Here is a 26806-nt window from a genome sequence, read left to right on the forward strand (position 1 = left end):
GAATCCCGCAACAGTTCCGCACGGAGTTCCGCACGCCCGCGCCGCCTCCGTCCTCGACCTGTCCCGCCTTCAAGAGTCGACTTGAGGTGGAAGCAATGGCTTCCCCTTCCACTCGTCCCGACCTGCAGGGCGTCGAACGCTGACGCCCCACCTCTGGCGCGGACATGACTGAAGCCCCGATGCTCTCGGGCTTCAGCGCGCTTTTTGCTCTCGTCGGCTACAGGTGGTCTTTAAACCAGTTCAGGATCCCTCGCGCGTCCTTGATCTCGGTACTCGATTCGCCGGTCTGCCCGTCGTCGTCGCGGTACGAGTAGTCCGTGCGGATGCCGACGTCGTCGGTGAAGGTGTCGGTGATGGTCTCTTCTCGGGTGTACTTGCCGTCCGAGCTCCAGCCGTCGCGGCTGCGGGTCCGGGTCTCGGAGCGCCCCTTGTGGACCTCGTCGTACTCGTCCACGAAGTCGCGGAGGAAGACCGCCTCGTCGTCGGTCAGTCGCGTGCCGGAGACGTCAAGGTACTCGCCGATGTGGTCACGGATCTTCTTCTTCTCTTCGCGGTCCATGCTCTCTCCCGGCGTCGCCCTCGGTCGCTCTGGGACTCAAGGCTAGTTCCGAACGCCTGCTTGAGCAGCGCACCGTTCAGGCGACCATGTCGCGCGGCCTGCACAGCAGCATCCTGATCGACAGGCCTTGGTCAGGGCAACGCGTCCTGCCCAAGGTCTGCCCTGAACACCAAGCGCAACCTGGGCGAACCCGTTCAAGATCATCCCGTGAATATAACGTGGACAGCGGCCGAGGGCTGCCCAGAGTGGCGTATGGCTGCACACGGCCGGAACGAGCGACGGCGTCTGAACCAAGCGAATCTGCTGGTCAGACGCCGTTTTGGCTGGTTGAGCGGAGAGCGTGGGATTCGAACCCACGAGACCGGTCACCCGGCCTAGCGGTTTTCAAGACCGCCGCCATCGTCCACTAGGCGAGCTCTCCCCGGCGCCCACGCTGGAGCGCCACGCAGCAGCCTAGTCTCTCACTCGCCGACACGTGACCGCGACCGCGAAAGAGATCATCCCGCCTCCGCGGTCACCTACAGGTGGTCGGGGATCTCCGAGAACCTGGGCGCGGCGAGCGCCTGCGCGCCGGCGAATCCGTCGCCCACGGAGGCGGCCAGGCGGAGGTAGGCGTCCCGGGTGGCCTGCTGGAGGCGGTCCAGGTCGATCTCCGCTCCCTCCTCCAGGTGGGCGTCGTACGGCACGCGGACCACGGTGCGGCAGCGGGCGGCGAAGTGGGCCTCGAGCTTGTCGAGGTCCACCGCGGACTTCGACCGGGGCCGTACGCTGCACAGCACCACGGTGGCGGCTCGGACGAGGTCGCCGTAGTGGTGTGCCTCCAGCCAGTCCAGCGTGGCCGAGGCCGCCCGGGCGCCGTCCACGGACGGCGAGCTGACCAGCACGATCTGGTCGGCCATGCCGAGCACACCTGACATGGCGGAGTGCAGGAGGCCGGTGCCGCAGTCGGTGATGCAGATGGAGTAGAAGTTCTCCAGCACCTGCGCCACCGCGTGGTAGTCCTTGGCGCTGAACGCCTCCGACACCGATGGGTCGCGGTCCGACGCCAGGATCTCCAGCCGCGAGGTGGTCTGCGAGGTGAAGGCCCGGATGTCCACATACCGCTTGATCTGCGCGCGCTCGTTCAGCAGGTCGCGTACGGTGGCCGAGGTCTCCAGCTCGACCTTGTCGGAGAGCGTTCCACGATCGGGGTTGGCGTCGACCGCGATGACACGGTCACCGCGCACCTGCGCGAGCGTGGCGCCGAGGCCGACGGTCGTCGTGGTCTTGCCCACCCCGCCCTTGAGGCTGAGCACGGCGACCCGATGGTGGCCGGTGGCGACGGGTGTGCGGGCGCGCTGCACGAGTTCACGGCGCCGCCGCACCTCCGGGGCCTCACCCGGCTTGATCAGCCCGGCGGACGCCTTGTAGACCAGCCGACGCCAGCCCGTCGCGGGAGCGTTCCGCCGCCCCCTCAGCAGAGTGACCGGGTCGAGGCTGTCGGCGGTCGGCTTGCCCCCCGCCGACCTCGACCCCGTCGTACGCGCGGGCGAGCTGAAAGCGGAGACGGGGGGAGCCGGCCGGCGCGGGGCCTGATACGCCTCCCGCTCCGCCACCGCGTCCCGTTCCACGGCGGGCGCCTGGTCCGGTGCGGGGCTCGGCGCCGACGCACGCTCGGGCGCAGGTTGAGACGCGGGTTGAGGTGCGGGTGTGGGCGCAGGCGGGGGCGCCGGCGCCACGACCGGACCCGGCTCGTACGGCTTTCGCTCCTCGGCGGCCAGATCCTCCCGCAGGGAGCCGGTGAAGCGGTCGTCCGTGAAGTCCGGCGCGGTCTCGGCCCGTGGGGAGGCGAACGGAGACGGGATCTCGGGTGGCGCGGGCGGCTCCTCCGGCTCGGCGGCGACGGCGGGTTCCTGCTGGGCGGCCGGGACCGGTACGGCCGGCTCCAGCCAGCCCCGCAGCGATTCCTTCGTCGAGGACGACTTGTCCGACGCCGGGGTGACGAAGGGCTGGGCCGACTCGCTGCCGGAGAACGCGCCGACGTTGTTGTAGGCGTCGGTGTCCGCCGGGGAGCCGGGGAAGGCGCCGCCGCTGAAGGCCCGCTCGCCGAACAGGGGGGTGGTGAAGGACGAGGGACCGCTCAAGCCACCTGGCTGGCCGTCGTCCTCCGTTGACTCCTGGTCACCGCGCGGCGTCTCCGGCGTCGCATCCGAAGACGCCTCAGGGGACTCCGATCCCGCACCGGAAGAGGCACTGGAAGAGGCACCGAAAGACCCCGGGAAGGACGACCCGGCAGAACGCTCCGGCGCCTGGCCGAAGGACGCCTCCGACGCCTCCCTCGAAGACGAGCCGAAAGACGAACCGAGAGGCGAGCCGAACGACGGAGCGCTCACTGGCCCGGTCGACGTGGCGGATTCCTCACCCCTCGTCTCCGGCGGTGTGCCGAACGCGGTGCTCACGGTGGGCGATTCGGCCGGAGACGCGTCCGCACGCTCCTCCGAGGGCGAGGACTCGGGCCTGGTCACGAAGGCCGTCGTATCGCCGAAGGCCGTCGTGTCACTCAAGTTCGTCGTGTCGCCGAAGTTCGTCTCGCCGTAGGCCGAGTCGGCGCCATACCCAGACCCAAATCCGGACTTTTCACCACTTTCATACCCAAAGCTCTCCGAATAGCCGGCACCGAAGAGGGACTCGCGGATGGGACCGGTGGACGACGCCTCGGAGGTCTGCGCGTCCTCCTGTGGTGGGGCGCCGTACGCGGAGCCGGTCGCGCTGTCGGCCGCGCCGCGGAGCAGGCCGCCCGACGCGGGCTCGGCCGGGACGAGGCTCCAGGGGTCGGCGGGGTACGGCGAGGCGGGCTCGGGGTCGGCGGGCGGCGGCGGTGGAGAGGCGAGCGTGGCGGAGGTGACCGCGCTGACCGCTATCTCCACCTCGTCGGGCATTTCCTTGATCGCGTCAAGCCATGCCAGCTGGTCCTCGAGAGAATGGGGATCCTCACGATCATGTCTCGCCACCGTGTACCCCCTCGGGCTGGGCTAATGGGGTAGCAAACACATTGCAGATTAGCGCCACGTAATACGGTGAATGCGGGCAACCGCCGAGTTCTCCGCCACGCTACTTTAGGTCACATGCGTGCGATCGTGATTTCCGAACCCGGCGGACCTGAGGTTTTGGCCTGGCAGGAAGTGCCCGACCCGCGTCCCGCCGCAGGTGAGGTGGTCATTGACGTCGCCGCCTCGGCGGTCAATCGGGCGGACCTGCTCCAGCGCCGCGGCTTCTATCCGCCGCCTCCCGGTGCCTCCGAGATCCCCGGGCTGGAATGCTCCGGAACGATCATCGAAGTCGGCGAGAACGTCCCGCATCTCGCCCCCGGCGACCGCGTCTGTGCCCTGCTGGCCGGCGGCGGATACGCCGAACGGGTGGCGGTCCCCTGGCAGCAGGTGATGCCGGTGCCGGAGGGCGTCGCGCTGGACGAGGCCGCCGGCCTCCCCGAGGTCGCCTGCACGGTGTGGTCGAACGTCTTCATGACCGCCCGCCTGCGGAAGGGCGAGACCCTGCTCGTCCACGGCGGCGCGAGCGGCATCGGCACCATGGCCATCCAGCTCGCCAAGGCGTACGGCTCCCGCGTGCTCGTGACGGCCGGATCGGCGGACAAGCTCGCGCGCTGCCGCGAACTCGGCGCGGACGAGGGCGTGAACTACCGCGAGGAGGACTTCGCCGAGCGGTTCGAGGGCCGGGCCGACGTCATCCTCGACATCATCGGCGCGAAGTATCTGCCCGGGAACCTCCGCGCCCTCGCCACCGGCGGCCGCCTGGTCGTCATCGGCATGCAGGGCGGCGCGAAGGGCGAGCTCGACCTCGGCACGCTGCTCGCCAAGCGGGCCGCGGTCCACGCGACCGGGCTGCGCAACCGCCCGGTGGACGACAAGGGCGTGATCTGCCGGGGCGTGGTGGACAACGTGTGGCCGCTCGTCGCGGCCGGCGCCGTACGGCCCGTGGTGCACGAGCGGATCCCCCTCGACCAGGCCGCCCGCGCCCACCGGATGCTCGAAGAGGGTGAACACATCGGAAAGCTCCTGCTGGTCAGGTGAGTTAAGTTGATGGGGTGAGCACGGTGTGCCCCGGCGAATCAGGAGTTGTAAGCGATCGATGAACGCAGACGAGAGCACGCCGCAGATCGTGGTCGTGGGGCCGCAGGGCCTTACGGTCTCCGGCGGCAACGGTGATGGCGAGCACGAGGAGCGGTCCGTCGCGGACCTGGTGGAGCAGCCCGCCAAGGTGATGCGGATCGGCAGCATGATCCGCCAGCTGTTGGAGGAGGTGCGGGCGGCTCCCCTCGACGAGGCCAGCCGCAAGCGGCTCAAGGACATCCACCAGAGCTCCGTCAAGGAACTCGAGGAGGGCCTGGCCCCCGAACTGGTGGAGGAGCTGGAACGGTTGTCCCTGCCGTTCAGCGACGAGAGCGACACCCCGCCGAGCGACGCCGAGCTGAGAGTCGCGCACGCCCAGCTCGTCGGCTGGCTGGAGGGCCTGTTCCACGGCATCCAGACCACGCTGTTCGCCCAGCAGATGGCCGCGCGGGCGCAGCTGGAGCAGATGCGCCGCGCACTCCCCGGCGGCATGCCCCAGGCCGCGGACGACCAGGGTCACCGCGCCGGCGGCCCCTACCTGTAACTCAGAACAGGGTCTCGAGAACGACCGCCACACCGTCGTCGTTGTTGGCCGCCGTCACGTGATCGACGGCGGCCAGCACGTCGGGATGGGCGTTCGCCACCGCGTACGACGTGCCGGCCCAGGTCAGCATCGGCAGGTCGTTCGGCATGTCGCCGAAGGCGACCACCTCCGCGGGCTTGATCCCCCGCTCGTCGGCCAGCGTGGCCAGCGCTGTGGCCTTCGTCACACCGTACGCGCTCATCTCGATCAGCGCCCGCCCGCTGGAGTGGGTCGGGGTCACGATGTCGCCGACGATCTCCAGCACCCCGCGGTGCAGCTCGTCGGGCTCCATCGAGGGGTGCAGCGCGAGCAGCTTGGCGCACGGCCGGGACGTCAGCGCCGCGATGGCCACCATCCGCCCGTAGGACAGCTCCCGGGCGTCCCAGCGCCCCAGCGCGTAGTCGGGCTCGTGCGCGAAGCCTCCCTCGTACTCCACCGAGAACGTGAGATCGGGCACATGCCGCCGCAGCCGGGCGACGCATTCTTCGAGGACGTCGGAGGCGATCAGGTGCGACTCGACGATCTCCTCGGTGTGGAGGTCGTACACGAGCGCGCCGTTCGCGCAGATCGCGAGCCCGCGGTGCCGTACGACTCCCGCGACGCTATGCATCCACCGGGGCGGCCGCCCGGTCACGAAGACGAGGGTGCCACCGGCCTCCTCCACCCGGGCGAAGGCGGCGGCGGTGCGTGGGGAGACCGTTCCGTCGGTGCGCAGAGCGGTGCCGTCGAGGTCCGTGGCGACGAGGCGGGGGCAGGTCATGACAGGTTCCAGTGTGCACCGAGATATGCCATGCCATGCCCTCAGGCACACCCCGGGCGAGAAATCTCCCCCGGACGTGGAACACCAACGGGCTACATAGTGTTAGATATGAAGGCGTTGTATTAGCTGTTCCCGTAGCGAAAACCAGTTTGACTGTATGAGCCACCCGGGGAGCTGTGCGACACACCCGGGGTCCACGAGGTGTGGTCCCCAAGATTCACTTCCTTAGGGAGAGCAGTAATGGCTCAGGGAACCGTCAAGTGGTTCAACGCTGAGAAGGGCTTCGGCTTCATCGCACCGGACGGCGGCGAGCCCGACGTGTTCGTGCACTTCTCCGCTATCACTGGCAGCGGCTACCGCAACCTCGAGGACGGCCAGCGGGTCGAGTTCGAGGTCATCGCCGGTCCGAAGGGCCCGCAGGCGTCGAACGTCCGCGGCCTCTGACCTGACGTGACGAAGGCGGGGTTCGCAGTGGCGAGCCCCGCCTTTTTCGTGCCTGGGAACGCCCCGGCCGTAGGCGCGGCGGCGGACCCGCGGAAGGCCTCCGCGCATGAAAGTTTCACGCGCGGAGGCCTTCTCCGCGCTCGGATGCCATCCGAACCGAGAGATTTACATCACATCTGACTGGCGCCCCTGCCGCCAAAGGTGCAGATCGCACTTTTGGTGGACATCTGAGGCTTTCGGCCGCACTACGCCGCGCCAGGAGCCGCACTACGCCGCGCCAGGAGCCGCACTACGCGGCGCCAGGAGCTGCCCTACGCCGCCGCAGCGGCTAGCCGGGGCCCTCAAGCATCACCAGGACGTAGACACGAAGACCTCCGGACGTGGTGGGCGGCACCACGCCGGAGGTCCTCGTTCAGGGCCGGTGGGTCTACCGGGACAGCGGCTCCAGGACGTCGAGCCCCACGTAGGGCCGCAGCGCCTTGGGGACGACCACCGAGCCGTCGGCCTGCTGGTGGTTCTCCAGGATCGCCACGATCCAGCGGGTGGTCGCGAGCGTGCCGTTGAGCGTCGCCACGTGGTGCGGCCGGTTCTCCTCGTCCCGGTAGCGCACCTTCAGGCGCCGGGCCTGGAAGTCGGTGCAGTTGGAGGTCGAGGTGAGCTCGCGGTAGCGGCCCTGCGAGGGAATCCACGCCTCGCAGTCGTACTTGCGGGCCGCCGAGGTGCCGAGGTCGCCCGCCGCGGTGTCGATGACGCGGTACGGCAGCTCCACCTTCTCGAGCATCTCCTTCTCCCAGGCGAGCAGCCGCAGGTGCTCCTCGTGGGAGTCCTCAGGCCGGCAGTAGGAGAACATCTCGACCTTGTCGAACTGGTGGACGCGGATGATGCCCCGGGTGTCCTTGCCGTACGACCCGGCCTCGCGCCGGAAGCAGGACGACCATCCCGCGTAGCGCAGAGGCAGGGCGCGGGCGTTGAGGATCTCGTCGGAGTGGTAGGCCGCCAGCGGCACCTCGGAGGTGCCTACGAGGTAGAGGTCGTCCTCGGGCAGGCGGTAGATCTCCTTGTCGTGGGCGACGTGGAATCCGGTGCCCTGCATCGACTCCGGCTTCACGAGCACAGGCGTGATCATCGGCGTGAAGCCCGCCTCGATCGCCTGCTGCATCGCCATGTTGAGCAGCCCGAGCTGAAGCCGCGCGCCGACGCCGGTCAGGAAGAAGAACCGGGCGCCCGAGACCTTCGCGCCACGCTCGATGTCGATCGCGCCGAGCAGCTCGCCCAGCTCGACGTGGTCGCGGGGCTCGAAGTCGAAGACCGGTTTCTCGCCGACCTCCTCAAGCACCACGTAGTCGTCCTCGCCGCCGGCGGGCGCGCCCTCCTCGACGATGTTCGGCACGGTCATGAGCAGCTCGTCGAGCTCGTTCGCCAGCGCGGCGGCCTCGGTCTCGGCCGACTTCACCTGCGCGGCCAGTTCCTTCGCGCGGTCGAGCAGCGCCTGGCGCTCGTCTCCGGACGCGCGGGACACCGACTTGCCGATGCTCTTCTGCTCGGCGCGCAGCGACTCGAAGTTGTTGAGCGCGGCACGGCGGCGCTCGTCGAGCGACAGCAGGGTCTCCACGACCGAGTCGTCCTCGCCGCGGACGCGCTGCGACGCCCGGAGCCGGTCAGGGTCCTCACGAAGGGTTCGCAGGTCAATCACGGCTCAAAGGCTACCGGAGCCGGTGCGGCTCCCGCCCGTCAAGCGAGACCGGCGCGGATCTTTCCGAGCCATTCGGCGGCCTCGGCGAAGTCCACGTCCGCCGTACCCTCCTTGATCTGCGTCGGAACCCGGTCGGCCCGCGGATAGCTGCCGAGGAAACGCAGGTCGTCGCAGAGCCGGTGGAGACCGGCGACGGCCTCCCCGACCCGGGCGTCGGCGATGTGACCCTCGAAGTCGAAGTGGAAGAAGTAGCGGCCGATGCCGTCCCCGGTGGGACGCGACTCGATGCGGGTCAGGTTGACCCCGCGCACCGCGAACTCGCTCAGCATCTCCAGCAGCGCGCCCGGGTGGTCGTCGCGCAGGAAGGCCACCAGCGAGGTGCGGTCGGCGCCGGTCGGCTCGGGCAGCCGGCCGGGCCGGTTCACCTTGATGAACCGGGTGACGGTGTCGGAGCGGTCGCCGATGTTCGAGGCGATCGCGTCGAGCCCGTAGTACTCCCCGGCGATGGCCGGGCTGATCGCCGCGTCGTACGGAGACTCCGGAGAGGCGACCTCCTGCGCGGCGGCGGCCGTCGACGAGGCCGCGATCACCACGGCGCCCGGCATCTCGCGCTCGATGAACCCGCGGCACTGGGTGTGGGCCGCCGGGTGCGTGATGACGCGCTTGATCTGGGCCAGCTCGGTGCCGGGCCGCACCAGCAGGGAGAACTCGACCGGAAGCAGCAGCTCACCGGTGATGTGGAGCGGCCTTCCCCCGGCCAGCTCGTCGAGGGTCTGCGTGATCGCCCCCTCCACCGAGTTCTCCAGCGGGACCACCGCGCCGTCCGCCTCGCCGTCGCGGGCGGCGTCGAGCGCGACTCCGACGTTGGCGCAGGGCAGGCGCTCGGCATCCGGCTCCAGGAGCCGCAGGGCCGCCTCACAGAAGGTGCCCTGAGGCCCCAGGTACGCGAGCTTCGACATGTCCTCAAGGGTATCCGCAGGTAGGTGTGGCGGGCATGCGGAGACACTCCTGTGGAAATCATCCTCGCCGGGTTCGTCCTGTGGACAAGCCCGCTCGTCCTGTGGACGGCCGCCGCCGCGAACCGCAGTCCCGCCTCAGCGGGGGAGGCGTTGCGGCTCGACCTCCGGCCCGATGCCGAGCCTGGCGGCCCGCACGGCGTGCTCCTCCTCCGGCGACAGCGGCTGCAGCCCCCTCCCCCCGCGTACGGGACGGGCGTACGTGCGGGTCTCGGTGCGTCCGTTGATCGACGTCAGCACGACGCCGTCGCCGAAGCCGTTGATGAGCGCGAGCGAGAACGACAGCCTGCCGGTCATCTCGTCGAGCGCGTCGTACCGGTACAACGCCACGTCGCGGATCGCCCTGCTGTCCACCGGGCCTCCGACGGCGGCCCGTCGATCCAGGGCGTCCAGGCACACCCGCACGGAACGGCGGGCGGCGCGCAGCGCGATCAGGCCGACGGCCACGCCGGTCACACCCGTCAGGACACCGGCCAACTCCACAACGGTAACCAGCACGGCACCGAGCGTAATGAACTGGTCAAGTGGCCGCAGCGGGAACGGCGACAGCCGCCCGCCGCCGGGGCAGCAAGTGCCGCGACCGACAAGATTTGCCCGGACGGAGCGGTGTCCAGAGTGGTGCATCGCAAGGCGGAGGAGGAGCTCGTAGCGGAGCTACGAGCGACGACGACAACGCGGCGAGGTGCCGCTCTGGGCGATGCGACGGGGCAAAGATTGGCGGGAGGGGCACCAGGAGCCGAGGAGCCAGACGAGGCCGATCGCACCGAGCCCGAACGCGTTCTGCACGATCTTCCCCGCGACCGGGCTGAGCACGGGGATCTCCAGCGCCTTGAGCGTCACCCCCCACCACGGGATGGGCAGCACGTAGTAGAGCCACACGCCCGCCGCGACCAGCAGCCGGACCCGGTCGCGCCCGGACCCCGCGACGGCCGCGAGCACGACCACGACCCAGGCGATGTGGTGGATCCAGGCCACCGGCGACAGCAGCACCGCCATCAGCCCGGTGAGCGCCACCGCGGTCGTCACGTCGCCGTCCAGGTACGCCCGCCGGGCGCGGCGGAAGCCGTACCAGCCGATCACGGCGACGGCGGCGAGCCAGAGCACCGAGGTCAGCCAGCCGGGCAGGTAGAGCCTGAGCAGCATGCCGCGCAGCGACTGGTTGGTGGTGGCGGCGTTCGCACCCAGCCGCTCGGAGTCGAGCAGCGCCCCGAACCAGAAGTCCCGGGCGTCGTCGAAGATCACCAGGAACGGCAGCAGCGTGAGCAGGGCCGCCGTGAACACCGCCATGAAGAAGGCCCGGCGCTGTCCTTCCTCCCCCTCCCGGGCGGGAAAGGCGGTGATCGCCAGATAGACGAGGAACACGCCGGGGGTGAGCTTCACCGCCGTGGCGAGGCCGATCAGCATCCCGCGCGGCCACCACGGCCTGCGCGCCACGCAGTCGAGCAGGCACAACGCCAGGAGGAACAGGTCCACCTGGCCGAACCTGAACTGGTCCCTGATCGGCATGAGATAGGTGCACGCGGCGCACAGCACGGCGAACAGCAGCGGCGCGGCCAGGGCGCCGCGCACGCCGTCCAGGAGGGCCCGGAAGGCGTGCCGGACCGACACGGCGAGTACGGCGACGATGGCGACCGTCCACACCCACTGCGCGACCGGCCACGACATGAGGGCGAGCGGCACCGCCAGCATCGCGGCCACCGGCGGATAGGTGAACGGCAGCAGCTGGGGAGCCGGCGTGATCACGTCGTAGACGGGCAGACCCCGCAGCAGCGCCCAGCCGCCCGTACGGTAGACGTCCAGGTCCACCAGACGCTGGTCCTCGGGGTTGGTCAGCCAGTAGGCGATCAGCGGCGACGCCGCGGCGGCCAGCGCCACCAGGGCGAGCACCCACGCCCAGGCGGGCCGGCGGCCCCCGGCGATCCGGCCAGTCGTCATGACCAGGCAGGCTACCGTGGACCGTGTCCGCACCGTTATCGATCATGAGGGAGCGCGGAACAGTGCCACCTGGATCAGCCCCGGCTCCGGGCCCCGCGTTCCGGACCGCCACAGGGCCGGACGGCTCCAGGTGCCCGTCGGCCGATCCCCGGCGTGGCAGGCTGGCGGGGCTCTTCGCGTCGTTCCTGGTGCTCGTCGTGGCGGCCCTCGTCCTGCCCGCCGCTCCCGCGTCGGCTTCCGAACAGGCCGCCGCGGTGACGGGCCGGGTCGTGGTGATCGGAGTGCCCGGCCTCCGCTGGGACGACCTCGACCCGCGGCGGACCCCCGCGCTGTGGGGGCTGGCCGCCCGCGGCTCCAGCGCGTCGCTGTCCACGAGGACGGTCCCTCCCGAGGGGCTGCCGGTGACCTGTCCGGCCGCCGGGTGGCTGACGGTCTCCGCGGGCCAGCGGGCGGCGGCTCCCGGCGCGGGCTGCGGGCCCCTTCCCGAGCCCGTCACCGCCCCCGGCGGCACGGCGACGATCCCGAACTGGTCGGAACTGGTCGCCGTGCAGCAGGCCAGTCCTTTCAAGGCCCGGCTCGGGCTCCTCGCCGACGCCGTGACCGCCGCCGGGGGAAAGATCGCGGCCATCGGCCCGGGGGCCGCCCTGGCCGCCGCCGACGGGTCAGGCAGGGTCCCGACGTACGCCGCGACGCCCGCCGCGCTGCCCGACCTCACGCCGTACGCCCTCGTCGTCGCCGAGGCGGGGGAGATCACCGGGGCCTGGGCCGACGATGGGCGCGGGCAGGCGCGGCGGGCGGCCGTGAGCGCGGCCGACCGGACCGTCGCCGAGGTGCTCGCGAAGGTGCCCGCCGGTTCGACCGTGCTCGTGGCCGGGCTGTCCGACTCCCCCGGCCGCGGCGAGGGCTCCATCGCCCACCTGCACGTCGCGATCGCCGCGGGCGGGCCGTACGGGCACGGGTGGCTGACCGCCGCCTCGACCCGGCAGCAGGCGCTGGTCACGATCACCGACGTCACGACGACGGTCACGCATCTGCTCGGCGTCCCCACTCCCGAGGGCTCGGTCGGCAGGGCGTGGTCGGGCGGCGACGCGGCGCCGCGCGTGGCCGAGGCCGCCCCCGGGCTGGCCGACGCCGACCTCGCGAGCCAGGTGCTCAGGCAGGTCAGGGAGCCGTTCTTCATCACGCTGGTCGCCGCGCAACTGCTCTTCTACGGCCTGGCCGCGCTCGTGGTCAGGCGCCACCGGCGGATGCTGACGACCACACGGGTGGTCGCGACGGTCAGCGGCGCGCTCCCTGTGTCGATCTTCCTGGCGCAGCTCGTGCCGTGGTGGGGCTTCGCCCACCCGATGCCCGCCCTGCTCGGCACGATCCTGGCCTTCGCCGTCCTGGTGGCCGGGCTCGCGTACGCCGCGCCGTGGCGCCGCCACGTGCTGGGGCCGCCCGCCGTGGTCGCCGGGATCAGCTCGCTCGCGCTCCTCGCCGACGTGGTGACGGGCTCGCGGCTGCAGGTGAACGCGGTGGCCGGCTACGAGCCCGTGACCGGCGGCAGGTTCTACGGCTTCGGCAACATGGCCTACGCCGTCTACTCGACGGGCACGATCCTGCTCCTGGCGGCCGTCGCCCACGCGCTGCGCCGCCGGCCGAGGCTCGCCGTGACCGTATGCGTGGCGTACGGCCTGCTCGCGATCGCCGGGGACGGCTGGCCGACGTGGGGTGCGGACTTCGGCGGGGTGCCGTCGTTCGTCCTCGGCGTGGCGGTGTGCGTGCTGATGGTCGCGGGCAGGCGGGTGTCGGTCCTCCGGCTCGGGCTGGTCGCCGTGGCGGGGGTCGTGCTCATCACGCTGATCGCGGTGGCCGACTGGCTGCGCCCCGCCGACCAGCGCACCCATCTCGGGACGTTCATCCAGCAGGTCATCGGCGGCGAGGGCGGCTCGGTCGTCGGGCGCAAGCTCGAGGCGATGCTCCACACGCTGGGCAACCTGCCGCTGACGCTGCTGTCGCTGGTGGCGCTGGCGTTCCTGTTCCTCGTGCTGGCCCGGCCGTCCCGGTGGGGCGCGCCCGCGCTGAGCCTGGCGTACGAGCGGGCGCCGGAGCTGCGGGCCGGGCTGTTCGGGGCGCTGACCGCGGCGTTCGCCGGGTTCCTGATCAACGACTCGGGGATCGCGATTCCGGCGATGGCCCTGACGGTCGCGGTGCCGCTGGCGCTGGCGGCGTCCGTACGCGCGCTCCAGACCGCGCCGCCCACCACAGCAGCGCGATCGTCAGCGCCAGCAGGAGCGACGGCGCCACCCAGCCCCTGACCACGTCGACGAGCCACCCCAGGTCGTCCGGCTGATCCGTCTGACGCGCGGGCAGGTAGGCCAGCGAGAGCACGGCGAGCCGGGCGACCAGGAACGCCTCCAGGCCCGGCCAGGCGACCAGGGCCAGCAGCGCGAACCCCAGCCCGTCATACCAGGGCAGTGCGTACGGCGTGGCGAACAGCCAGGCCACGGCGACGGCCAGGGCGACCACCAGGCCCTCACGGTCGGCCGCGGGACGGCCGCGCAGGAGGAGGGCGGCGAGCACGGCCAGCAGGAGCAGCGACCCGGCCTGGATCCACGCCCGGTAGGCCCCGGACCCGAACACCCCCTGCAGCGCCCTCTGGGCGAGCTTCCACGGCGTGGCCAGCGAGACCGACTTGCTGGCGTTGAGCAGCTGGTCGAGCGAGTGGGGCCCGGCCAGCAGATACGCCACGAGCACGGTCAGCGTGGCGAGGCCCGCCACCAGGGCGAGCCGCCGGGGACTCCTGCGCAGCTCCCACGCCGTGCCCAGCGCGACCAGGCCCACGGTGGCCTTGACCGCGACGCCCAGGCCGAGCGGCACGCCCCGGCGGGCGACCAGCCCGGCCACGACGAACGCGATCGCCACGGTGTCGAGGTGCATCCCGGCCACGAGCTCGTAGACGATCAGCGGGTTGGCCGTCCACAGCAGGGCCGCGCGGCGCTGCCGTACGGGATCGCCGGCGGTTGCGCGGTGGAGCAGCAGGCCGGTGGCGACGAAGGCGGCGGCGTTGACCAGGGCCATCACGAAGACCGTCAGGCGGACCGAATCGCCCCCGACATGGCTCGCCAGTGCCTGTACGGCCGTCGCGACCGGGCCGTACACGCTGGGCGTCCTGGTCCACTCCTCCACCCGGCCGACGACGGGATCGGCGGGAAGGTCGGCGGGCACGGTCGCGTACGGGTCGTAGCCGAGGGCCGCCATCCGGCCGTACGCCGCGTAGTTGAGGTGGTCGGCCGACCCGGAGGGCGGCAGGAACGCGAGGACCGCGGCGGCGGCGCACCCGGCGACGACCAGCGTGCGCGCCCGCGGCATCCGGTCGGCGTACGCGAGACCGGCGGCCAGGCCGACCGCGCCGAGGACAAGCGCCGCGGCGGCCAGGGCGACGACGAGATGACCGTCGGGCGCGAGATCGAGCGAGTAGGGGGGCTGCCACGACCGCCCGGGCAGCCCTGGCACCATCGCGGACGGCCCCAGGGCACCGATCGTGATCGTGAGGAGGATCGACAGGCCGCCGGCGGCCGGGGCCAGCCGGGCGGCGATCCGTGCGCGCCCCCTCGAATCCACCCGAGAATTCCACCACACCGGCCCGCCGACGTGGGCGAAGCCACCAGGTGGCCCCGGGCTCAGCGGCGCGGCGAGCGGAGGGCGGCGCGCGCCTGGTCCACGGCGGGCTCGCGCGCGGCGAGGGCCAGGCCGACGTCGCGGAGCTGCTTGGCCCTGTGCAACTGCGAGCGCCAGTCGGTGCCGGTCGCCCGGTGCGACATCTCGACCTCGACCTCGGTCACCCGGAAGCCCTTCCTGAGCAGGTCGACGGTCATGCCGGTCTCGACGCCGAAGCCGTGGGCGAGTGGCCGGGCCGCCTCGAACGCCGCCCGGGTGAGGCACCGCTGCCCGTTGAGCGGCTGGGTCGCCTCCCAGCCGGTGAGCCGTTTGATGCCGTCGCGGGCCACCCGTACGACGATGCCGTGCCCGCCGAGCTTGACCCTGGTCGCGAACCTCGCGATGGTCATGTCGGCCTCGCCCGCGCGTATCGGCGCGATCAGCGGAAGGGCCGCCGCCGCCGTCTCGCCCAGGTCGGCGTCGAGGAACAGCAGGTGCCGGGGATGGTCCTCGTCGAGGAGGCGCACGGCCTCGGCGCCGCTCTCCATCGCCGCCGCCTTGCCCCGGTTGCGGCTGTGCCGTACGACCCGGGCGCCCGCCGCCCTGGCCACCCGGCCGGTCTCGTCGGACGAGCCGTCGTCGACCACGACCACGAGATCCACGCCGGGCAGCTTCAGGGCGGCGGTCACGGTGGCGCCGATCCGGTCAGCCTCGTCCTTCGCCGGGATCACCACCGCGGTGTCCGGCTCGGGCACTGCCATCTCCCCCATGCGCCTAACCCTGATGCTCGGCCGTCAGCAGGTCGGCGGGCACCGTGTCGTGCACGGTGAACACCGAGTCCAGGCCGGTGACCTGGAGAATCTTGCGTACCGCCGGTCTCGGCGCCGCCACCTCCAGCGTGCCGCCCCGCTCGCGCAGCCGCTTGAGCGCCGACAGCAGCACGTTCATGCCCGTGGAGTCGCAGAACTCCACTCCGGACATGTCGATGACCACCCGGTCCGGCCCGGTCTCCAGCAGACGGGTGAACTCCGCCTGCAGCCGGGGCGCGGTATATAGGTCGATTTCGCCGAAGACGGCCATGACAGCCTGACCGGCGTGGGATTGCGTCACGACTTTGAGCTCCACGAGGCGCACACTAGCGTCGTCCCGGCCTCGGGTCACGCTCCATCGGATTCATCGAAGAGTCGTCCGCCCTTTGTCCCCGATTCCGGCCCCATGTAAACGCCGAGTGCGCGAAGCTTGACGCTATGCGACACCGGCGTCGCCGGATGGAGGGCCCGGAACCTCCGCGTCTTGGTCGTCACTTCGCAAAGGAGGGCGGGCGCCGAGCACAGCGGGCCCGAGAGCAGATGATTAGTGAGATACCCGAGGATCCCCAGCGGCGCGTCCTGCGCGAGCATCTGGAGACCATCCAGGTGCGCACCGAGAAGGCCTCGTCGTGGCGCGACGCGGCCGAGCCGCTGCGCGGCCTGGTCAACCGCGAGGGCTACGTCCCGGTCAGCGCCCGGCTGGCGGCCGAGGACCTCGACTTCCTCGCCGAGGCGCGCGAGGAGCTGCTGAGCTTCTCCGAGCTCGGCATCCGGCTGCTCGATCTGCACCAGCCCAGGGACGCGGGCGGCATCTCGAGCGACTCGGCCAACCCGATCCTGCGGTGCCGGAGCTGCATGTGGCGCTGGCCGTGCCCCACGTTCAGGGCCATGGCGGAGGCGTTCACCCCGCGCCACCGGGAGTCCGCCCCGGACGTCCCCTCCTGGCGCGGGGTGCTGGAGCACCAGAGCGACCTGTGACCTCGATGGCCGGCACCGCGCCGAGCTGCGCCTAGGTGCCGGCTTCGGCGATGCCAAGAGGCGCCGAAGTCGTCATTAAGTGTTCGCCGTGACTCCTCCGCTCCCTCAAGGGAGCGGCTTCTCGCTAGGCCGCTTCCGCAGCGTCGCGAAGGGCAAGCCCTGCCCTGAGAATGTTCCTGGCCGCGTTCGTCGGCGTGTGTGGTGTGCCCGCACGCCGTACAAACGAACTCGGCTTGGGTCAGGCGGTTGTCCTTCGCGCAGTGCCCTCAGTGCGCGCATGTGCGGGAGGTGTTGGCGGGGTCACCGCGATCAGCTCGCGACCGGCGCTTTCAGCCTTGTGCGCGAGGGCTCGCAGGAACACCGCGGGACCTCGCGAAGGCGGCCCGCACCGCGACCTGGTCGCGTGACCCTGGAACGCTCCGGCCCGGCCTGAACCTTTCATGACAGACGATGTCACCCGCGCCCGGTCGGGTTCCGGACCGGACGGCGACCCCGCATGTCACCGCACTGGGACCCCTGACTGCGAGGGCCACCGGACCACGTCGCGACGTCTCATCGGTTGATCTCCGTCGCCGCGATGAGAACGTGATGACGGCTGCTCGCATGATCAGCCCGCGAAGGGAGGAGTCTCGCATGGTTCGCACGTTCCAGTCCTGGGGCGACCGCCTGCTGGCCCGCCTGGTGCCGAGGACCGAGGCGTCGGCCGCCGTGCCGTGCTGGTGCCCGGGATACAGCCAGGCCGGCCCGAACTGCCCCTGCAACAACGGCGTACGACAGGTGTGCTGCTACGGCGGCGGCTACGGCTACTACTGCTACAGCCAGGCCTGCTGAGGTTCCGGCGCGGCGGGTCACGCGCGGGCGACGCCCGCGCGCGGCTCGGCCGATCCGGCCCGGGGACGCGGGGCGTCACGGCATCCGCCTTCAACCGGCGGCGCCCGCCCGGTCCCTGCCGCCGGGTCACCTCTCGGCGATCACGTGTGGTGCGCGGCGGAGTCCAAGCCGAAGGGGAATACGTGAACTACCTGCTCCTCGCCTGCCGGATGGCCATCGGGCTGACGTTCCTGGTCTCACTCGCCTCGAAGCTGCGCGGGCGGGAGTCCTGGCTGCGGTTCGCCGAAGCCACGGCCAGGCTGCTTCCCGCCCGTACGGGGGCCCCGCGAGCGGAGCGGCGCCACGCGCTCGCGACCGTGGCGGCCGTTGCGGAGGGGGCCGTCGTCGTGCTGATGACCGTCCCGGCCACGGCGTCCGCCGGGTTCGCGGTGGCGCTGGCCGCGCTGGCGGCGTTCTCCTTCGTCATCCACGCCGCGATCCGCAGGGGGCTCGCGGTCCCCTGCCACTGTTTCGGCGGCCGGAAGCTGCCGGTCGGGCCCGCCGACCTCGCCCGCAACGCCCTCCTCGGGCTGATCGCCCTCACCGGCCTGGCGCTGACGGTCCTCGTCCCCGCGCGCGGGCCGGCCGAACTCGCGGGAGCGGCGGTCGCGGCCCTGGCCGCGCTCCTGGTCACGGTCCTGGTCGTGCTGACGGGAGAGATCGCCGACCTGTTCGGGCTCACCCGGGAGAGCAGGTAGCGGTGGCCCACCCGGTTCAGGGGCGGCTGATCCTCCTTCCTGTCGTGGCCGTGGCGCTCTGCGGCCTGGCCGTGGTCGCCTGGCTGCGCCGGCGGTTCGTCGTGGTGGAGGTGTCCGGCACGAGCATGCGGCCGAGCTTCCGCACGGGAGACCGCGTCCTGGTGCGGCGTGTCCCATCGCACGGCGTACGGGTTGGCGAGGTCGTGGTGGTGGAGGCGCCGCGGCCCCGGGGTCACCAGCCGGGGCCGGAACGCAAGTGGCACATCAAGCGGGTGGCGGCGGTCGGGGGCGATCCGGTGCCCGCGCAGGTGGCGGACGCGCCCGCGCTCAGGGACGCCGACCGGGTGCCGGCCGGCCATCTGGTCGTCCTGGGGGACGACCCACGCTCCAGCCTGGACTCGCGCCAGCGCGGCTTCGTGCCCGCCGACCGGGTTCTGGGAGTGGTCCTGCGGCGGTTGCCGCCGGACGGCAGTCGCTGAAAACCACGGCCCGAGCAGGGAGATCTCATGCCGTTCCTCATCGCCTTCGTCGCGGTCGTCGGCGTCCTGTGCGCCGTCGACCTCGTCCTGTCCGTGGGCGTCATCAGAAGGCTCCGTGAGCACTCGGAGGCGTTGGCGGCGTTGCGCCGCGGGCCCGGAGTCATGGCCCCTGCGGGGTCGGCCGTCGGCCCGTTCACCGCCGTGACCACGGACGGGGAGACGGTGTCCGACGACACCCTCCCCGGGACGCCCACGCTCGTGGGCGTCTTCTCGCCGGGCTGCCCCGCCTGCGCCGAGCGCATGCCGTCGTTCGTCGACGCCGCCAAGAACCGCGCGGGCGGGAGGTCGTCGGTCCTCGCCGTACTGGCCGGACGCGAGGAGGACGTCGCGGCGGAGCGTGCCGCGCTCGAACCCGTCGCCCGTGTGGTGATCGAAAGCTCCGGCGGCGGCCTCACGAGGGCGCTGTCGGTGTCCGGGTTCCCCGCCTTCGCGCTGGTCGACGCCTCCCGCACGATTCTCGCGAGCGGCACCAGCATGGAGGGCCTGGGCGCGTGAAGGCCGTCTGGGCGGCCGTACGGCTGGCGTGGGAGGCGGGAAGCGCGAGGCTGGCGGCCTACGGCGCGCTGATCGCGGCCGGCGCGATGATCCCGCCGGTCGTCGCCTGGCTGACCAAGGCCGTGCTCGACCTGGTCGCCCACGGGACGGCGACCCCGGGGTCGATCGCCTGGCTCGGCGGCGCGCTCGCCGCCTGCGGGACCACGGTGGCCGTCCTCCCCCAGATCACCCTGTATCTGCGGGAGGAGATCCGCAGGAGGATCGGCGTCGTCGCGCAGGACCGCCTGTTCGCCGCCACCGAGCGGTTCGTCGGCCTGGCCAGGTTCGAGGACCCCGCCTTCCTCGACACGCTCAGGCTCGCGTTGCAGTACGGCGGCGCCACGCCCGGCATGGTGGTCATGGCCGCCTTCGGGATCGTCAGGTCGATCTTGGCCGGTGTGGGCTTCCTCGGCGCTCTCGCCCTGATCAGCCCGTGGATGGCCGTCCTGGTGGCGGCCACCGCCGTGCCGGGCCTGGCGGCCGAGGTCTGGCTGTCCCGGCGCCGCGCCGCGATGCTGGCCGGAATAGGCCCCAACGAGCGCAGGGAGTTCTTCTTCCAGGACCTCCTCCTGAGCGCCCAGGCCGCCAAGGAGATCAGGCTGTTCGGCCTCGCGGGCCACCTTCGCGGCCTGATGCGCGAGCAGCGCACGGCCGCCGACGCCGAGCGCCGCCGCTCGGACCGCCGGGAGACGGCCGTCCAGAGTGTCATGGGAGGCACGAGCGCGCTGCTGGCGGGGGCGGGTCTGGTCTGGGCCCTGCTGGAGACGCTCGGCGGAGGACGGACCGTGGGGGACGTCTCGCTGTTCGTCGCCGCCGTCGCCGGAGTCCAGGCGGCGATCACCGGCCTGGTCGGCGAGATCGCGACGATCCACCAGCAGGCGCTGCTCTTCGGCCACTACCTGTCGGTGCTGACGGCCCCGCCGGACCTCCCCGTACGGCCCGAGCCGGGATCGGTGCCCGGGCTTCGGCGGGGGATCGAGTTCCGCGACGTCTGGTTCCGATATTCGGCCGAGCACGAGTGGGCGCTGCGAGGCGCCTCGTTCACCATCCCGTACGGACACTCGGTCGGTCTCGTCGGCCGCAACGGCGCGGGCAAGAGCACGGTGGTCAAGCTGCTGTGCCGGATGTACGACCCGGAGCGGGGTGCGATCCTCTGGGACGGCGTCGACCTCAGGGACATCGATCCCGCACAGCTGCGGCAGCGGATCGGCTCGGTGTTCCAGGACTACATGACTTACGACATGAGCGCGGCCGAGAACATCGGCCTCGGCGATCTCGACGCGATGGGCGACCGGGAGCGGATAACCGAGGCGGCCGGGCAGGCGGGAGCCGACGACTTCATCGGCGCGCTGCCCCGCGGCTACGACACGCTGCTGTCGCGGATCTTCCTCGACGGCGGCGAGGCGGGCGTCCACCTGTCCGGCGGTCAGTGGCAGCGTCTCGCGCTGGCACGCGCCTACCTCAGGGGCGGACGCGACCTGCTGATCCTGGACGAGCCCAGCTCGGGCCTGGACGCCGAGGCCGAACACGAGATCCACAGCGGGCTGCGGCGGCACCGGGCGGGGCGGACCAACCTGCTCATCTCGCATCGTCTCGGCTCGATCCGGGAGACCGACCTGATCGTGGTCCTGGACGAGGGACGGGTGGCCGAGCGCGGCTCGCACGCCGACCTGCTGCGCCTCGGCGGCCTGTACGCGAGCCTGTTCGCGATCCAGGCGGAGGGATACCAGGTCGGCTGACGCCGTGCTGTCAGGCCGACGGCAGCGTGATCGTGAAGAGGCAGCCCGGGCCCTCGTTGACCACGCCGATCTCGCCGTCGTGGGCCTCCACGATGCCGCGCGCGATCGCGAGGCCGAGACCGGCGCCGCCGCCGGGGCCGGGGCCGGGCGTCCGCGCCGCCTCACCGCGGAACGCGACGTCGAAGACCCGGGGAAGGTCCTCCTCAGGGATGCCGCCGCAGCCGTCCAGCACGGACAGGCGGGCGGCCGTCCCTTCCGCCACCGCCCGCACGACGACCGTGCCCCCGGCGGGCGTGTGGCGGATGGCGTTCACCACCAGGTTGCGTACGGCCCGGCCGAGTTGCCCGGCGTCCGCGTACACGGGGACCCGCGGGTCCGCCTCGCCGGTCAGGTGCACGCCCTCGGCGCGGGCCAGCGGCTCGACGGCGGCGAGGGTGTCCGCGACGAGGTCGCCGAGCCCCGTGCGGGTGGGCGTGGGCCGCAGCGTGCCCGCGTGGATGCGCGACAGCTCGAACAGGTCCTCCACCATGCCGGCGAGCCGGTCGACCTCCACCCTGATCTGGACGTGGTAGCGCTTGACGGTCTCGGGGTCGTCGACCACCCCGTCCTCCAGTGCCTCCACCATCGCCCGCATGCCCGCGAGGGGAGTGCGCAGGTCGTGGCTGACCCACGCGACCAGTTCGCGCCGCGCGCTCTCCAGCGCCCGCTCGCGCTCACGGCCCAGCCGCAGCCGCTCGTACGCCTGCTCCAGCGCGGTGCCGATGGTCTGCAGTTCGGCCGGGAGCGGCGCGGGCGGCGGGGTGAACCGGCCGGAGGGCGGCACGCTCTCGAGCGCGCCGACGAGGCTCCGGCTGGCGCGCACCACCGTCCGGGCGTTCACCAGCGCGACGCCGAGGCCCACCAGGCCGCCGATGCCGACGACGGTCAGCACGATGTTCTTCGGCCGTCCGTCGATGATCATGGCGAGGGTGATGGCGACGACCCCGGCCAGCGTCGCGGAGACCGTCACGGCCGCGACGACCGCGAGCATCACGCCGATCGACCGGCGGCGCAGCACCCGCAGCAGCGCCAGGCCGAGGGCCGCGATGACGAGACCGAGCCCGGCGGCGACCGCGACGATCTGGACGATCACGACAGCGGCTCGTAGCGGTAGCCGACGCCCCAGACCGTGACGATCCGACGCGGATCGGTGGGGTCGTCCTCGATCTTCTCCCTCAGCCTGCGCACGTGGACCGTCACGGTGGAGGAGTCGCCGAACGACCAGCCCCAGACCTGGTCGAGCAGGGCCGCGCGGCTGAACGCCTGACGGGGATTGCGCAGCAGGTAGACGAGCAGGTCGAACTCCCGGGCGGTCAGCGTGATCTCCTTGCCGCCCAGGCGCACCTCGTGGGCGCCGACGTCCACCACCAGGTCGGCGTCGCGCAGCACGCCGGTGCCCGTCGGCACCAGCGCGCCGCGGGCCCTCCGCAGCACGGACTGCACGCGCAGGGCCAGCTCGCGCGGGCTGAACGGCTTCGTCACGTAGTCGTCGGCACCGGTCTCCAGGCCGACCACCCGGTCCATCTCCTCGCCGAGGGCGGTCAGCATGATCACCGGGACGGGCCAGCGCTCCCGCAGCTTCCGGCAGACCTGCAGGCCGTCGAGCTTGGGCAGCATCAGGTCGAGCACCATCAGGTCGGGCGGGTCGGCCAGGGCCCGCCGCAACGCCTCGGCGCCGTCGCTCACGCACTCGACCTCGTGCCCGTCCCGCTCCAGGTAGCGGGCCACCACCTCGGCGACGGTCGGGTCGTCGTCCACCACGAGGACACGGGCGGGATTCGGGGGAGTCTTCGAGGAGGGCACGCCCTCAACGGTAAATCCGCCGGGCGACCCGGCCGAGCCCTGTCATCGTCTCGTAAGAACCGGCCGCGCGAGCAGTCGTGACTATTTGTTGGCGAACTACCGCCGAACGCGATGATTCACGTGAAACCTCATGGATCGTGGGTATGTGAACCGATTTTGGATCAGAGAAGGGTGAGACACGATCAAGCTCGCGGTTGTCGGTCCCACCGCGTACCTTGGGAGCCATGGCCCGTACCGTACTGACCGTACTGGGGATCCTCCTGGCCCTCTGGCTGGTGTTCGGATTCGTGATCCCCGCACTGTTCGCGACGCTGAAGTTCCTGCTCATCATCGGGATCATCGCCCTCGTCGCCGTCGTCGCGGTCACCGTCGTCGGGAAGCTGTCCCGCTGACGTGAACGCTCTCCAGGCCGCCATCGGATCGCTCGTCTGGCTGCTGGCCGAGTTGGCCGCCGGGTCTTCGGGCTCCGGCGCGCTGACCGCGGTCGGCCTGGCCGGCGTGGCCGTCCTGGTGTTCGCCTGGATGCTCTGCCGGCTGACCGGCGTCCCCGTTCTGCGTCAGGGGCCGGGCAGGCCGTCGTACACCGGTGAGACGGCGATGGTCAGGCTGCGCGATCCCGGCACGCCTGGCCGTCCCCGTCCCCGCGCACCATCAGGAAGCCCCGCGCTCGTCTGACCGGCCATCCGGTCACGAGCGCTTTCGTCATGCCCTCATCCACCGGCAAAAGGTCACAGACGAAAGGCTTCCTTCCCATGTTCGACTTCGTGCTCGATCCCGCCTACCGGCTCGTCGACGCGCTCAGTCACGTCACCGGCGCCGGGCTCGCGATCGTCCTGGTCACCCTCGCCGTACGGCTGTCGCTGCTGCCGCTGAGCGTCCGCGTCGCCCGTGCGCAGCGGATCCGGGCGCGCCTCGCTCCCCAGGTGGACGGGCTGCGCACGCGGTGGAAGAACGACCCGCAGCGACTGCTGCGCGAGACGAACGCGTTGTACGCCAAGGAGGGCGTCGGCCAGTTCACCGGCTACCTCCCGGCGTTCGCGCAGTCGCCGTTCTTCATGGTGACCTACCGGCTGTTCACGACCGCAGTGATCGCGGGGCACCCGAACCTGCTGCTGGCGCAGAGCGTGCTCGGCGTGCCGCTGGGGGAGCACCTCGCGGCCGCGGTCGCCGGTGCGGGCCTGGTCAGCCCGCCGGTCCTGGTGTTCGCCGGGCTGCTCGCGCTGCTCGTGGCCGTGGCCGTGATCGCCGCCCGCAGGGTCGAGCCCACGGCTCCGATGCGGCGCCTCCAGGTCCTCACACCGTTCTGGACCGTGGCCGTGGCCGCCTTCCTCCCGCTCGCGGCGGGCGTCTACCTGCTCGTGAGCAGCGCCTGGACGACGGCCGAGCGGGCCGTCCTCTATCCGCGCACGGCCTGACCTCGGGCCGCGGTCTTCGGGGCGAGCCGGAATGCTGACGGCATGACCCGATGACCACGTGATCACGACCTGGGCGGCCGGGGATGGCGGTGGGGACGACCTGCGGGTAGCGGCTGGGGCGGAGCGCAGCGGCGGGGGCGCTCAGCCGACCTCGCGCAGCACCGGGGTTTCGGACAGCTCGACATGCCCGTTTCGGGCAGGCCATGAAGCGGGGACGACCGCCCAGACGGTGGTCGCCTCCTCCTCGTGCCTGACCCCCCAGCGCTCGGCCAGGTACTCCACGATGCCGAGTCCACGGCCGCCGAGGGACGACAGCGTCGGGCGGCCCGCGCGGGGTTCCGTATACGCGCCACCGTCGCTCACGGCCACCTCGACCTGGGTGTCCGAGCACAGCCAGGCCACTTTGAGCTGGCCGGACGGGAGAGGGTGGGCGTGGCGCAGCGCGTTGCTCAGCAGTTCGCTCATGATCAGCACGACGTCATCGACGGCGGAGGCGAGCAGCCCCGCGTTCGAAAGTTCGGCGCTGAGGCGCTGACGTGCGACGGCGACGCTCGACGGTGCGTACGGCAGCATCACGACGCTCGACGCACTCACCTCCCCGTTACCCCCGTTTCTGCTGCACGAGCCAGTACGACCGAAATGCCCCGCTTACTCGGCTGGGAAACCGTGCCCCGGATCACAGCTTGTGCACATTGGACAATAGTTCAGTCCTTAAGTGGTGACGCCACGCTCCGATCTGTCTTATCAGGATGAAGATCCTGCCGAGTTCAACACCAGCCTCATGCGGGTTCCCCCACCGGATCGGGGCAGCGCGGCGACGTCCCCGCCCTGCGCGCGGGCGAGGTTGCGCACGATGTAGAGCCCGAGCCCGACCCCGCCGAACCTGCGCCGGTTGCCGCTGTCGGCCTGGACGAACCGCTCGAAGATCCGCTCCCGGTCGTCCGCCGCGATGCCCACTCCCTCGTCGTCCACCACCAGCACGACCCGGTCGTCCTCCGGCCAGGCCTCCACCCGGATCAGGCCGCCGTCGGGGGAGTACTTGAACGCGTTCTCCAGCAACTGGGCCAGAAGGATGTCGGTGGCCAGCGCGTCCCCGTACACGTAGGGGAGATCGGGCGGGATGTCCACCTCCAGCCGGTGCCGGTCGGACAGGACCGGCAGCCCGAGCGTCGCCGCGTGCACCCGGCCGGCCAGGTCGAAGGGCTCGACCCTGACCTTCAGCTCCTCCGCCCCCGCCCGCGCGCCGAGCAGCAGGTGGTCCATGAGCTGCCCGAGCGACCGCGCCCGCTCGGCGATCGTGTGGACCGCCGACCGTCGCTCCTCGTCGGACAGGTGGTCCCAGCGGGAGTCGAGCGTGCTGGCGAAGCCGTGCACGATCGTGATCGGCGTACGCAGCTCGTGGCTGGTGGTGGCGAGGAACAGGTCCTTGGCCTCCTCCAGCTCCTTGGCCCGGGTCACGTCGCGGAAGTCGACGACGGTCTCCCCCGTCTCCCGGATCTCCGCGCACAGCACGTCGAGCCATCGGCCGGACGGAAGCTGGAAGGTGAGCTTCTCCCCCGGCGCCGGCAGCGGGAAGGGCGGCGGGCCTCCGATCACCCGGTCCGCCGGGTGGCCGGTCAGCTCGGCCGCCGCCCGGTTCCATCGGACGACCGCGCCCGCGCCGTCCAGCACCGCGATGCCGTCGGCGCTGGAGTCGAAGACGGCCCGCTCGTGGGCGCGCTGCCGCACCGCGTCCTGGTACGCCATGGCGTTGGCGACCGCGATGCCGGCATGCCCGGCGAGCAGTTCGAGCAGTTCGAGCTCCAGATGGCTCGCCTTGCGCCGGGCGAACAACGCGTAGAGCGCCCCATAGGGACGCCCGCCCACGGCGGCGATGCCCACGGCGATCGTGTGCAGGCCGGGCAGGCGCGCCCAGATCAGGTCCTGGAAGCCCTCCGGGCCGGTCTCGAGCAGCACGGTCTTGCCGGTGCGCAGCAGCTTGGCGACCAGGCTGGTGTGCAGCCCGGCGGTGGCGCCGCGCAGCGTCTCGGGCAACTGGTGGACGCCGACCAGGCGCAGCCGCTCCCCCTCGATGGAGACGAAACCGCCGGCGTCGGCGCCGGTCAGCTCGGTCAGGCTCGCGGCGATGCGGTCGAGCACGACGGGCAGGTCGAGCTCGGCGTTGATGTCGCCGACCACGTCGGTCAGCCGCCGCACCAGGCGGGCGCGGCGCACCATCCTGCCGTGCGCGGCGTCGTCGTCCTCGGCGGCGTGGTAGACGCTCACGTATCCGAGCAGGGCGCCGCCCGGCGAGCACAACGCGCTCGTGTCCACCCGCAAGTCGAGCAGCCGCCCGTCGCGGTGGAGGCGCTTGGTGGTCAGCGACACCCGGCCGCCCGCGCGTACGCGTTCGAGCACGGCGTTGTGCTCGGCCATCAGCTCGTCCGGCACGATCGGGGCCCGCCTGCCCAGCAGATCGGACGCGGGCCAGCCGAACAGCCGCTCGGCCGCCGCGTTCCAGCTCAGCACGGCCAGATCGCGGTCGAGCGCGACGATCGCGTCGGGGGAGCCGGCCAGGACCGCACGCGCGAGCCCCTCCTCGACGTCGCCGAAGACCGCGTCGCCGAAGGCCCCGAGGTCCGCGACCACGGCGTCCGGAACGACG

Annotated in this window: 27 protein-coding genes and 1 tRNA gene; 13 read left to right on the forward strand and 15 right to left on the reverse strand. The window is 71.8% G+C overall.

The features are described from left to right. Positions 1 to 217: 217 nt before the first annotated feature. The 3 genes from ACQEVJ_RS44215 to ACQEVJ_RS44225 all read right to left on the reverse strand — a co-directional run bounded on the left by ACQEVJ_RS44215 (position 218) and on the right by ACQEVJ_RS44225 (position 2682). On the reverse strand, positions 218 to 559 hold the full coding sequence (locus tag ACQEVJ_RS44215) for a hypothetical protein (protein WP_433111522.1): 342 nt from the start codon (positions 557 to 559) through the stop codon (positions 218 to 220). 332 nt (positions 560 to 891) lie between these two features. Continuing rightward, a tRNA-Ser gene (locus tag ACQEVJ_RS44220) sits at positions 892 to 980 on the reverse strand. Positions 981 to 1077: 97 nt separating this feature from the next. Continuing rightward, entirely contained in the window at positions 1078 to 2682 is a 1605-nt protein-coding gene (locus ACQEVJ_RS44225) for an AAA family ATPase (protein WP_433111525.1), read from the reverse strand. Between the two features lie 262 nt (positions 2683 to 2944). Between ACQEVJ_RS44225 and ACQEVJ_RS44230 the strand changes: the two genes are divergently transcribed. The 3 genes from ACQEVJ_RS44230 (at position 2945) to ACQEVJ_RS44240 (ending at position 5209) form a co-directional block, all read left to right on the forward strand. Beyond that, positions 2945 to 3136 carry a hypothetical protein gene (locus ACQEVJ_RS44230; protein WP_433111528.1) on the forward strand — a complete coding sequence of 64 codons (192 nt, stop codon included), beginning with the start codon at positions 2945 to 2947 and terminating at the stop codon, positions 3134 to 3136. Between the two features lie 527 nt (positions 3137 to 3663). Next, positions 3664 to 4626: an NAD(P)H-quinone oxidoreductase gene (locus tag ACQEVJ_RS44235; RefSeq protein WP_433111531.1), complete on the forward strand. Its 963-nt coding sequence runs from the start codon at positions 3664 to 3666 to the stop codon at positions 4624 to 4626. A gap of 58 nt (positions 4627 to 4684) precedes the next feature. Then, positions 4685 to 5209 carry a bacterial proteasome activator family protein gene (locus tag ACQEVJ_RS44240; protein ID WP_433111534.1) on the forward strand — a complete coding sequence of 175 codons (525 nt, stop codon included), beginning with the start codon at positions 4685 to 4687 and terminating at the stop codon, positions 5207 to 5209. Position 5210: 1 nt separating this feature from the next. Here the strand turns inward: ACQEVJ_RS44240 and ACQEVJ_RS44245 are convergent, their stop codons facing one another. Continuing rightward, positions 5211 to 6008: an HAD family hydrolase gene (locus tag ACQEVJ_RS44245; protein WP_433111537.1), complete on the reverse strand. Its 798-nt coding sequence runs from the start codon at positions 6006 to 6008 to the stop codon at positions 5211 to 5213. A 240-nt stretch (positions 6009 to 6248) separates the two neighbouring features. On the opposite strand from ACQEVJ_RS44245, the gene ACQEVJ_RS44250 reads away from it, so the two are divergent. Then, positions 6249 to 6452: a cold-shock protein gene (locus ACQEVJ_RS44250; protein ID WP_041952879.1), complete on the forward strand. Its 204-nt coding sequence runs from the start codon at positions 6249 to 6251 to the stop codon at positions 6450 to 6452. A gap of 427 nt (positions 6453 to 6879) precedes the next feature. On the opposite strand, the gene serS is transcribed toward ACQEVJ_RS44250, so the two are convergent. The 7 genes from serS to ACQEVJ_RS44285 all read right to left on the reverse strand — a co-directional run bounded on the left by serS (position 6880) and on the right by ACQEVJ_RS44285 (position 15863). Then, on the reverse strand, positions 6880 to 8145 hold the full coding sequence (gene serS, locus ACQEVJ_RS44255) for a serine--tRNA ligase (RefSeq protein ID WP_433111541.1): 1266 nt from the start codon (positions 8143 to 8145) through the stop codon (positions 6880 to 6882). Positions 8146 to 8183: 38 nt separating this feature from the next. Beyond that, positions 8184 to 9104: a prephenate dehydratase gene (pheA, locus tag ACQEVJ_RS44260; RefSeq protein ID WP_433111544.1), complete on the reverse strand. Its 921-nt coding sequence runs from the start codon at positions 9102 to 9104 to the stop codon at positions 8184 to 8186. Positions 9105 to 9239: 135 nt separating this feature from the next. Next, positions 9240 to 9659 carry a DUF4446 family protein gene (locus ACQEVJ_RS44265; RefSeq protein WP_433111547.1) on the reverse strand — a complete coding sequence of 140 codons (420 nt, stop codon included), beginning with the start codon at positions 9657 to 9659 and terminating at the stop codon, positions 9240 to 9242. A gap of 156 nt (positions 9660 to 9815) precedes the next feature. Next, positions 9816 to 11096 (reverse strand): glycosyltransferase 87 family protein, encoded by a 1281-nt coding sequence (locus ACQEVJ_RS44270; protein ID WP_433111550.1) that lies wholly within the window; start codon positions 11094 to 11096, stop codon positions 9816 to 9818. A gap of 2145 nt (positions 11097 to 13241) precedes the next feature. Next, positions 13242 to 14702, reverse strand: coding sequence for a polyprenol phosphomannose-dependent alpha 1,6 mannosyltransferase MptB (gene mptB, locus ACQEVJ_RS44275; protein ID WP_433111553.1), 1461 nt, complete (start codon positions 14700 to 14702; stop codon positions 13242 to 13244). 59 nt (positions 14703 to 14761) lie between these two features. Next, complete coding sequence (locus ACQEVJ_RS44280) at positions 14762 to 15508, reverse strand: glycosyltransferase family 2 protein (protein ID WP_433111556.1); 747 nt, start codon at positions 15506 to 15508, stop codon at positions 14762 to 14764. Between the two features lie 4 nt (positions 15509 to 15512). Further along, complete coding sequence (locus ACQEVJ_RS44285) at positions 15513 to 15863, reverse strand: STAS domain-containing protein (protein ID WP_433111559.1); 351 nt, start codon at positions 15861 to 15863, stop codon at positions 15513 to 15515. A gap of 224 nt (positions 15864 to 16087) precedes the next feature. Here ACQEVJ_RS44285 and ACQEVJ_RS44290 point away from each other — a divergent pair, with 224 nt between their 5' ends. The 6 genes from ACQEVJ_RS44290 (at position 16088) to ACQEVJ_RS44315 (ending at position 20905) form a co-directional block, all read left to right on the forward strand. Continuing rightward, positions 16088 to 16525: a hypothetical protein gene (locus tag ACQEVJ_RS44290; protein WP_433111562.1), complete on the forward strand. Its 438-nt coding sequence runs from the start codon at positions 16088 to 16090 to the stop codon at positions 16523 to 16525. Between the two features lie 633 nt (positions 16526 to 17158). Continuing rightward, complete coding sequence (locus tag ACQEVJ_RS44295; RefSeq protein WP_433111565.1) at positions 17159 to 17356, forward strand: hypothetical protein; 198 nt, start codon at positions 17159 to 17161, stop codon at positions 17354 to 17356. Between the two features lie 182 nt (positions 17357 to 17538). After that, the gene (locus tag ACQEVJ_RS44300) at positions 17539 to 18093 is read left to right on the forward strand and encodes a MauE/DoxX family redox-associated membrane protein (protein WP_433111567.1); all 555 of its coding nucleotides are present in this window, start codon (positions 17539 to 17541) and stop codon (positions 18091 to 18093) included. A 2-nt stretch (positions 18094 to 18095) separates the two neighbouring features. After that, a complete protein-coding gene (locus tag ACQEVJ_RS44305) occupies positions 18096 to 18572 on the forward strand; it encodes a S26 family signal peptidase (protein ID WP_433111570.1) in 477 nt (158 codons plus the stop codon). A 27-nt stretch (positions 18573 to 18599) separates the two neighbouring features. Continuing rightward, the gene (locus tag ACQEVJ_RS44310) at positions 18600 to 19127 is read left to right on the forward strand and encodes a TlpA family protein disulfide reductase (RefSeq protein WP_433111572.1); all 528 of its coding nucleotides are present in this window, start codon (positions 18600 to 18602) and stop codon (positions 19125 to 19127) included. Then, positions 19124 to 20905 carry an ABC transporter ATP-binding protein gene (locus ACQEVJ_RS44315; RefSeq protein WP_433111575.1) on the forward strand — a complete coding sequence of 594 codons (1782 nt, stop codon included), beginning with the start codon at positions 19124 to 19126 and terminating at the stop codon, positions 20903 to 20905. The genes ACQEVJ_RS44310 and ACQEVJ_RS44315 overlap by 4 nt, the downstream gene beginning before the upstream one ends. A gap of 10 nt (positions 20906 to 20915) precedes the next feature. On the opposite strand, the gene ACQEVJ_RS44320 is transcribed toward ACQEVJ_RS44315, so the two are convergent. Both ACQEVJ_RS44320 and ACQEVJ_RS44325 read right to left on the reverse strand, forming a co-directional pair. Then, positions 20916 to 22037 (reverse strand): sensor histidine kinase, encoded by a 1122-nt coding sequence (locus tag ACQEVJ_RS44320; protein ID WP_433111578.1) that lies wholly within the window; start codon positions 22035 to 22037, stop codon positions 20916 to 20918. After that, positions 22034 to 22747 (reverse strand): response regulator transcription factor, encoded by a 714-nt coding sequence (locus ACQEVJ_RS44325; protein ID WP_433111581.1) that lies wholly within the window; start codon positions 22745 to 22747, stop codon positions 22034 to 22036. The genes ACQEVJ_RS44320 and ACQEVJ_RS44325 overlap by 4 nt, the downstream gene beginning before the upstream one ends. A 224-nt stretch (positions 22748 to 22971) precedes the next feature. Here ACQEVJ_RS44325 and ACQEVJ_RS44330 point away from each other — a divergent pair, with 224 nt between their 5' ends. From ACQEVJ_RS44330 to ACQEVJ_RS44340, 3 genes are all read left to right on the forward strand, one after another. Then, the gene (locus ACQEVJ_RS44330; RefSeq protein ID WP_433111584.1) at positions 22972 to 23139 is read left to right on the forward strand and encodes a hypothetical protein; all 168 of its coding nucleotides are present in this window, start codon (positions 22972 to 22974) and stop codon (positions 23137 to 23139) included. Position 23140: 1 nt separating this feature from the next. Then, complete coding sequence (locus ACQEVJ_RS44335) at positions 23141 to 23422, forward strand: DUF6412 domain-containing protein (protein ID WP_433111587.1); 282 nt, start codon at positions 23141 to 23143, stop codon at positions 23420 to 23422. A 77-nt stretch (positions 23423 to 23499) separates the two neighbouring features. After that, positions 23500 to 24162, forward strand: coding sequence for a YidC/Oxa1 family membrane protein insertase (locus ACQEVJ_RS44340; RefSeq protein ID WP_433111590.1), 663 nt, complete (start codon positions 23500 to 23502; stop codon positions 24160 to 24162). A gap of 141 nt (positions 24163 to 24303) precedes the next feature. On the opposite strand, the gene ACQEVJ_RS44345 is transcribed toward ACQEVJ_RS44340, so the two are convergent. Both ACQEVJ_RS44345 and ACQEVJ_RS44350 read right to left on the reverse strand, forming a co-directional pair. Then, entirely contained in the window at positions 24304 to 24756 is a 453-nt protein-coding gene (locus ACQEVJ_RS44345; protein ID WP_433111593.1) for an ATP-binding protein, read from the reverse strand. A 150-nt stretch (positions 24757 to 24906) separates the two neighbouring features. Further along, complete coding sequence (locus ACQEVJ_RS44350) at positions 24907 to 26790, reverse strand: PAS domain S-box protein (RefSeq protein WP_433113294.1); 1884 nt, start codon at positions 26788 to 26790, stop codon at positions 24907 to 24909. Positions 26791 to 26806 lie beyond the last annotated feature (16 nt).

The organism is Microbispora sp. CA-102843 (assembly GCF_050936215.1).
Taxonomy (GTDB): Bacteria; Actinomycetota; Actinomycetes; order Streptosporangiales; family Streptosporangiaceae; genus Microbispora.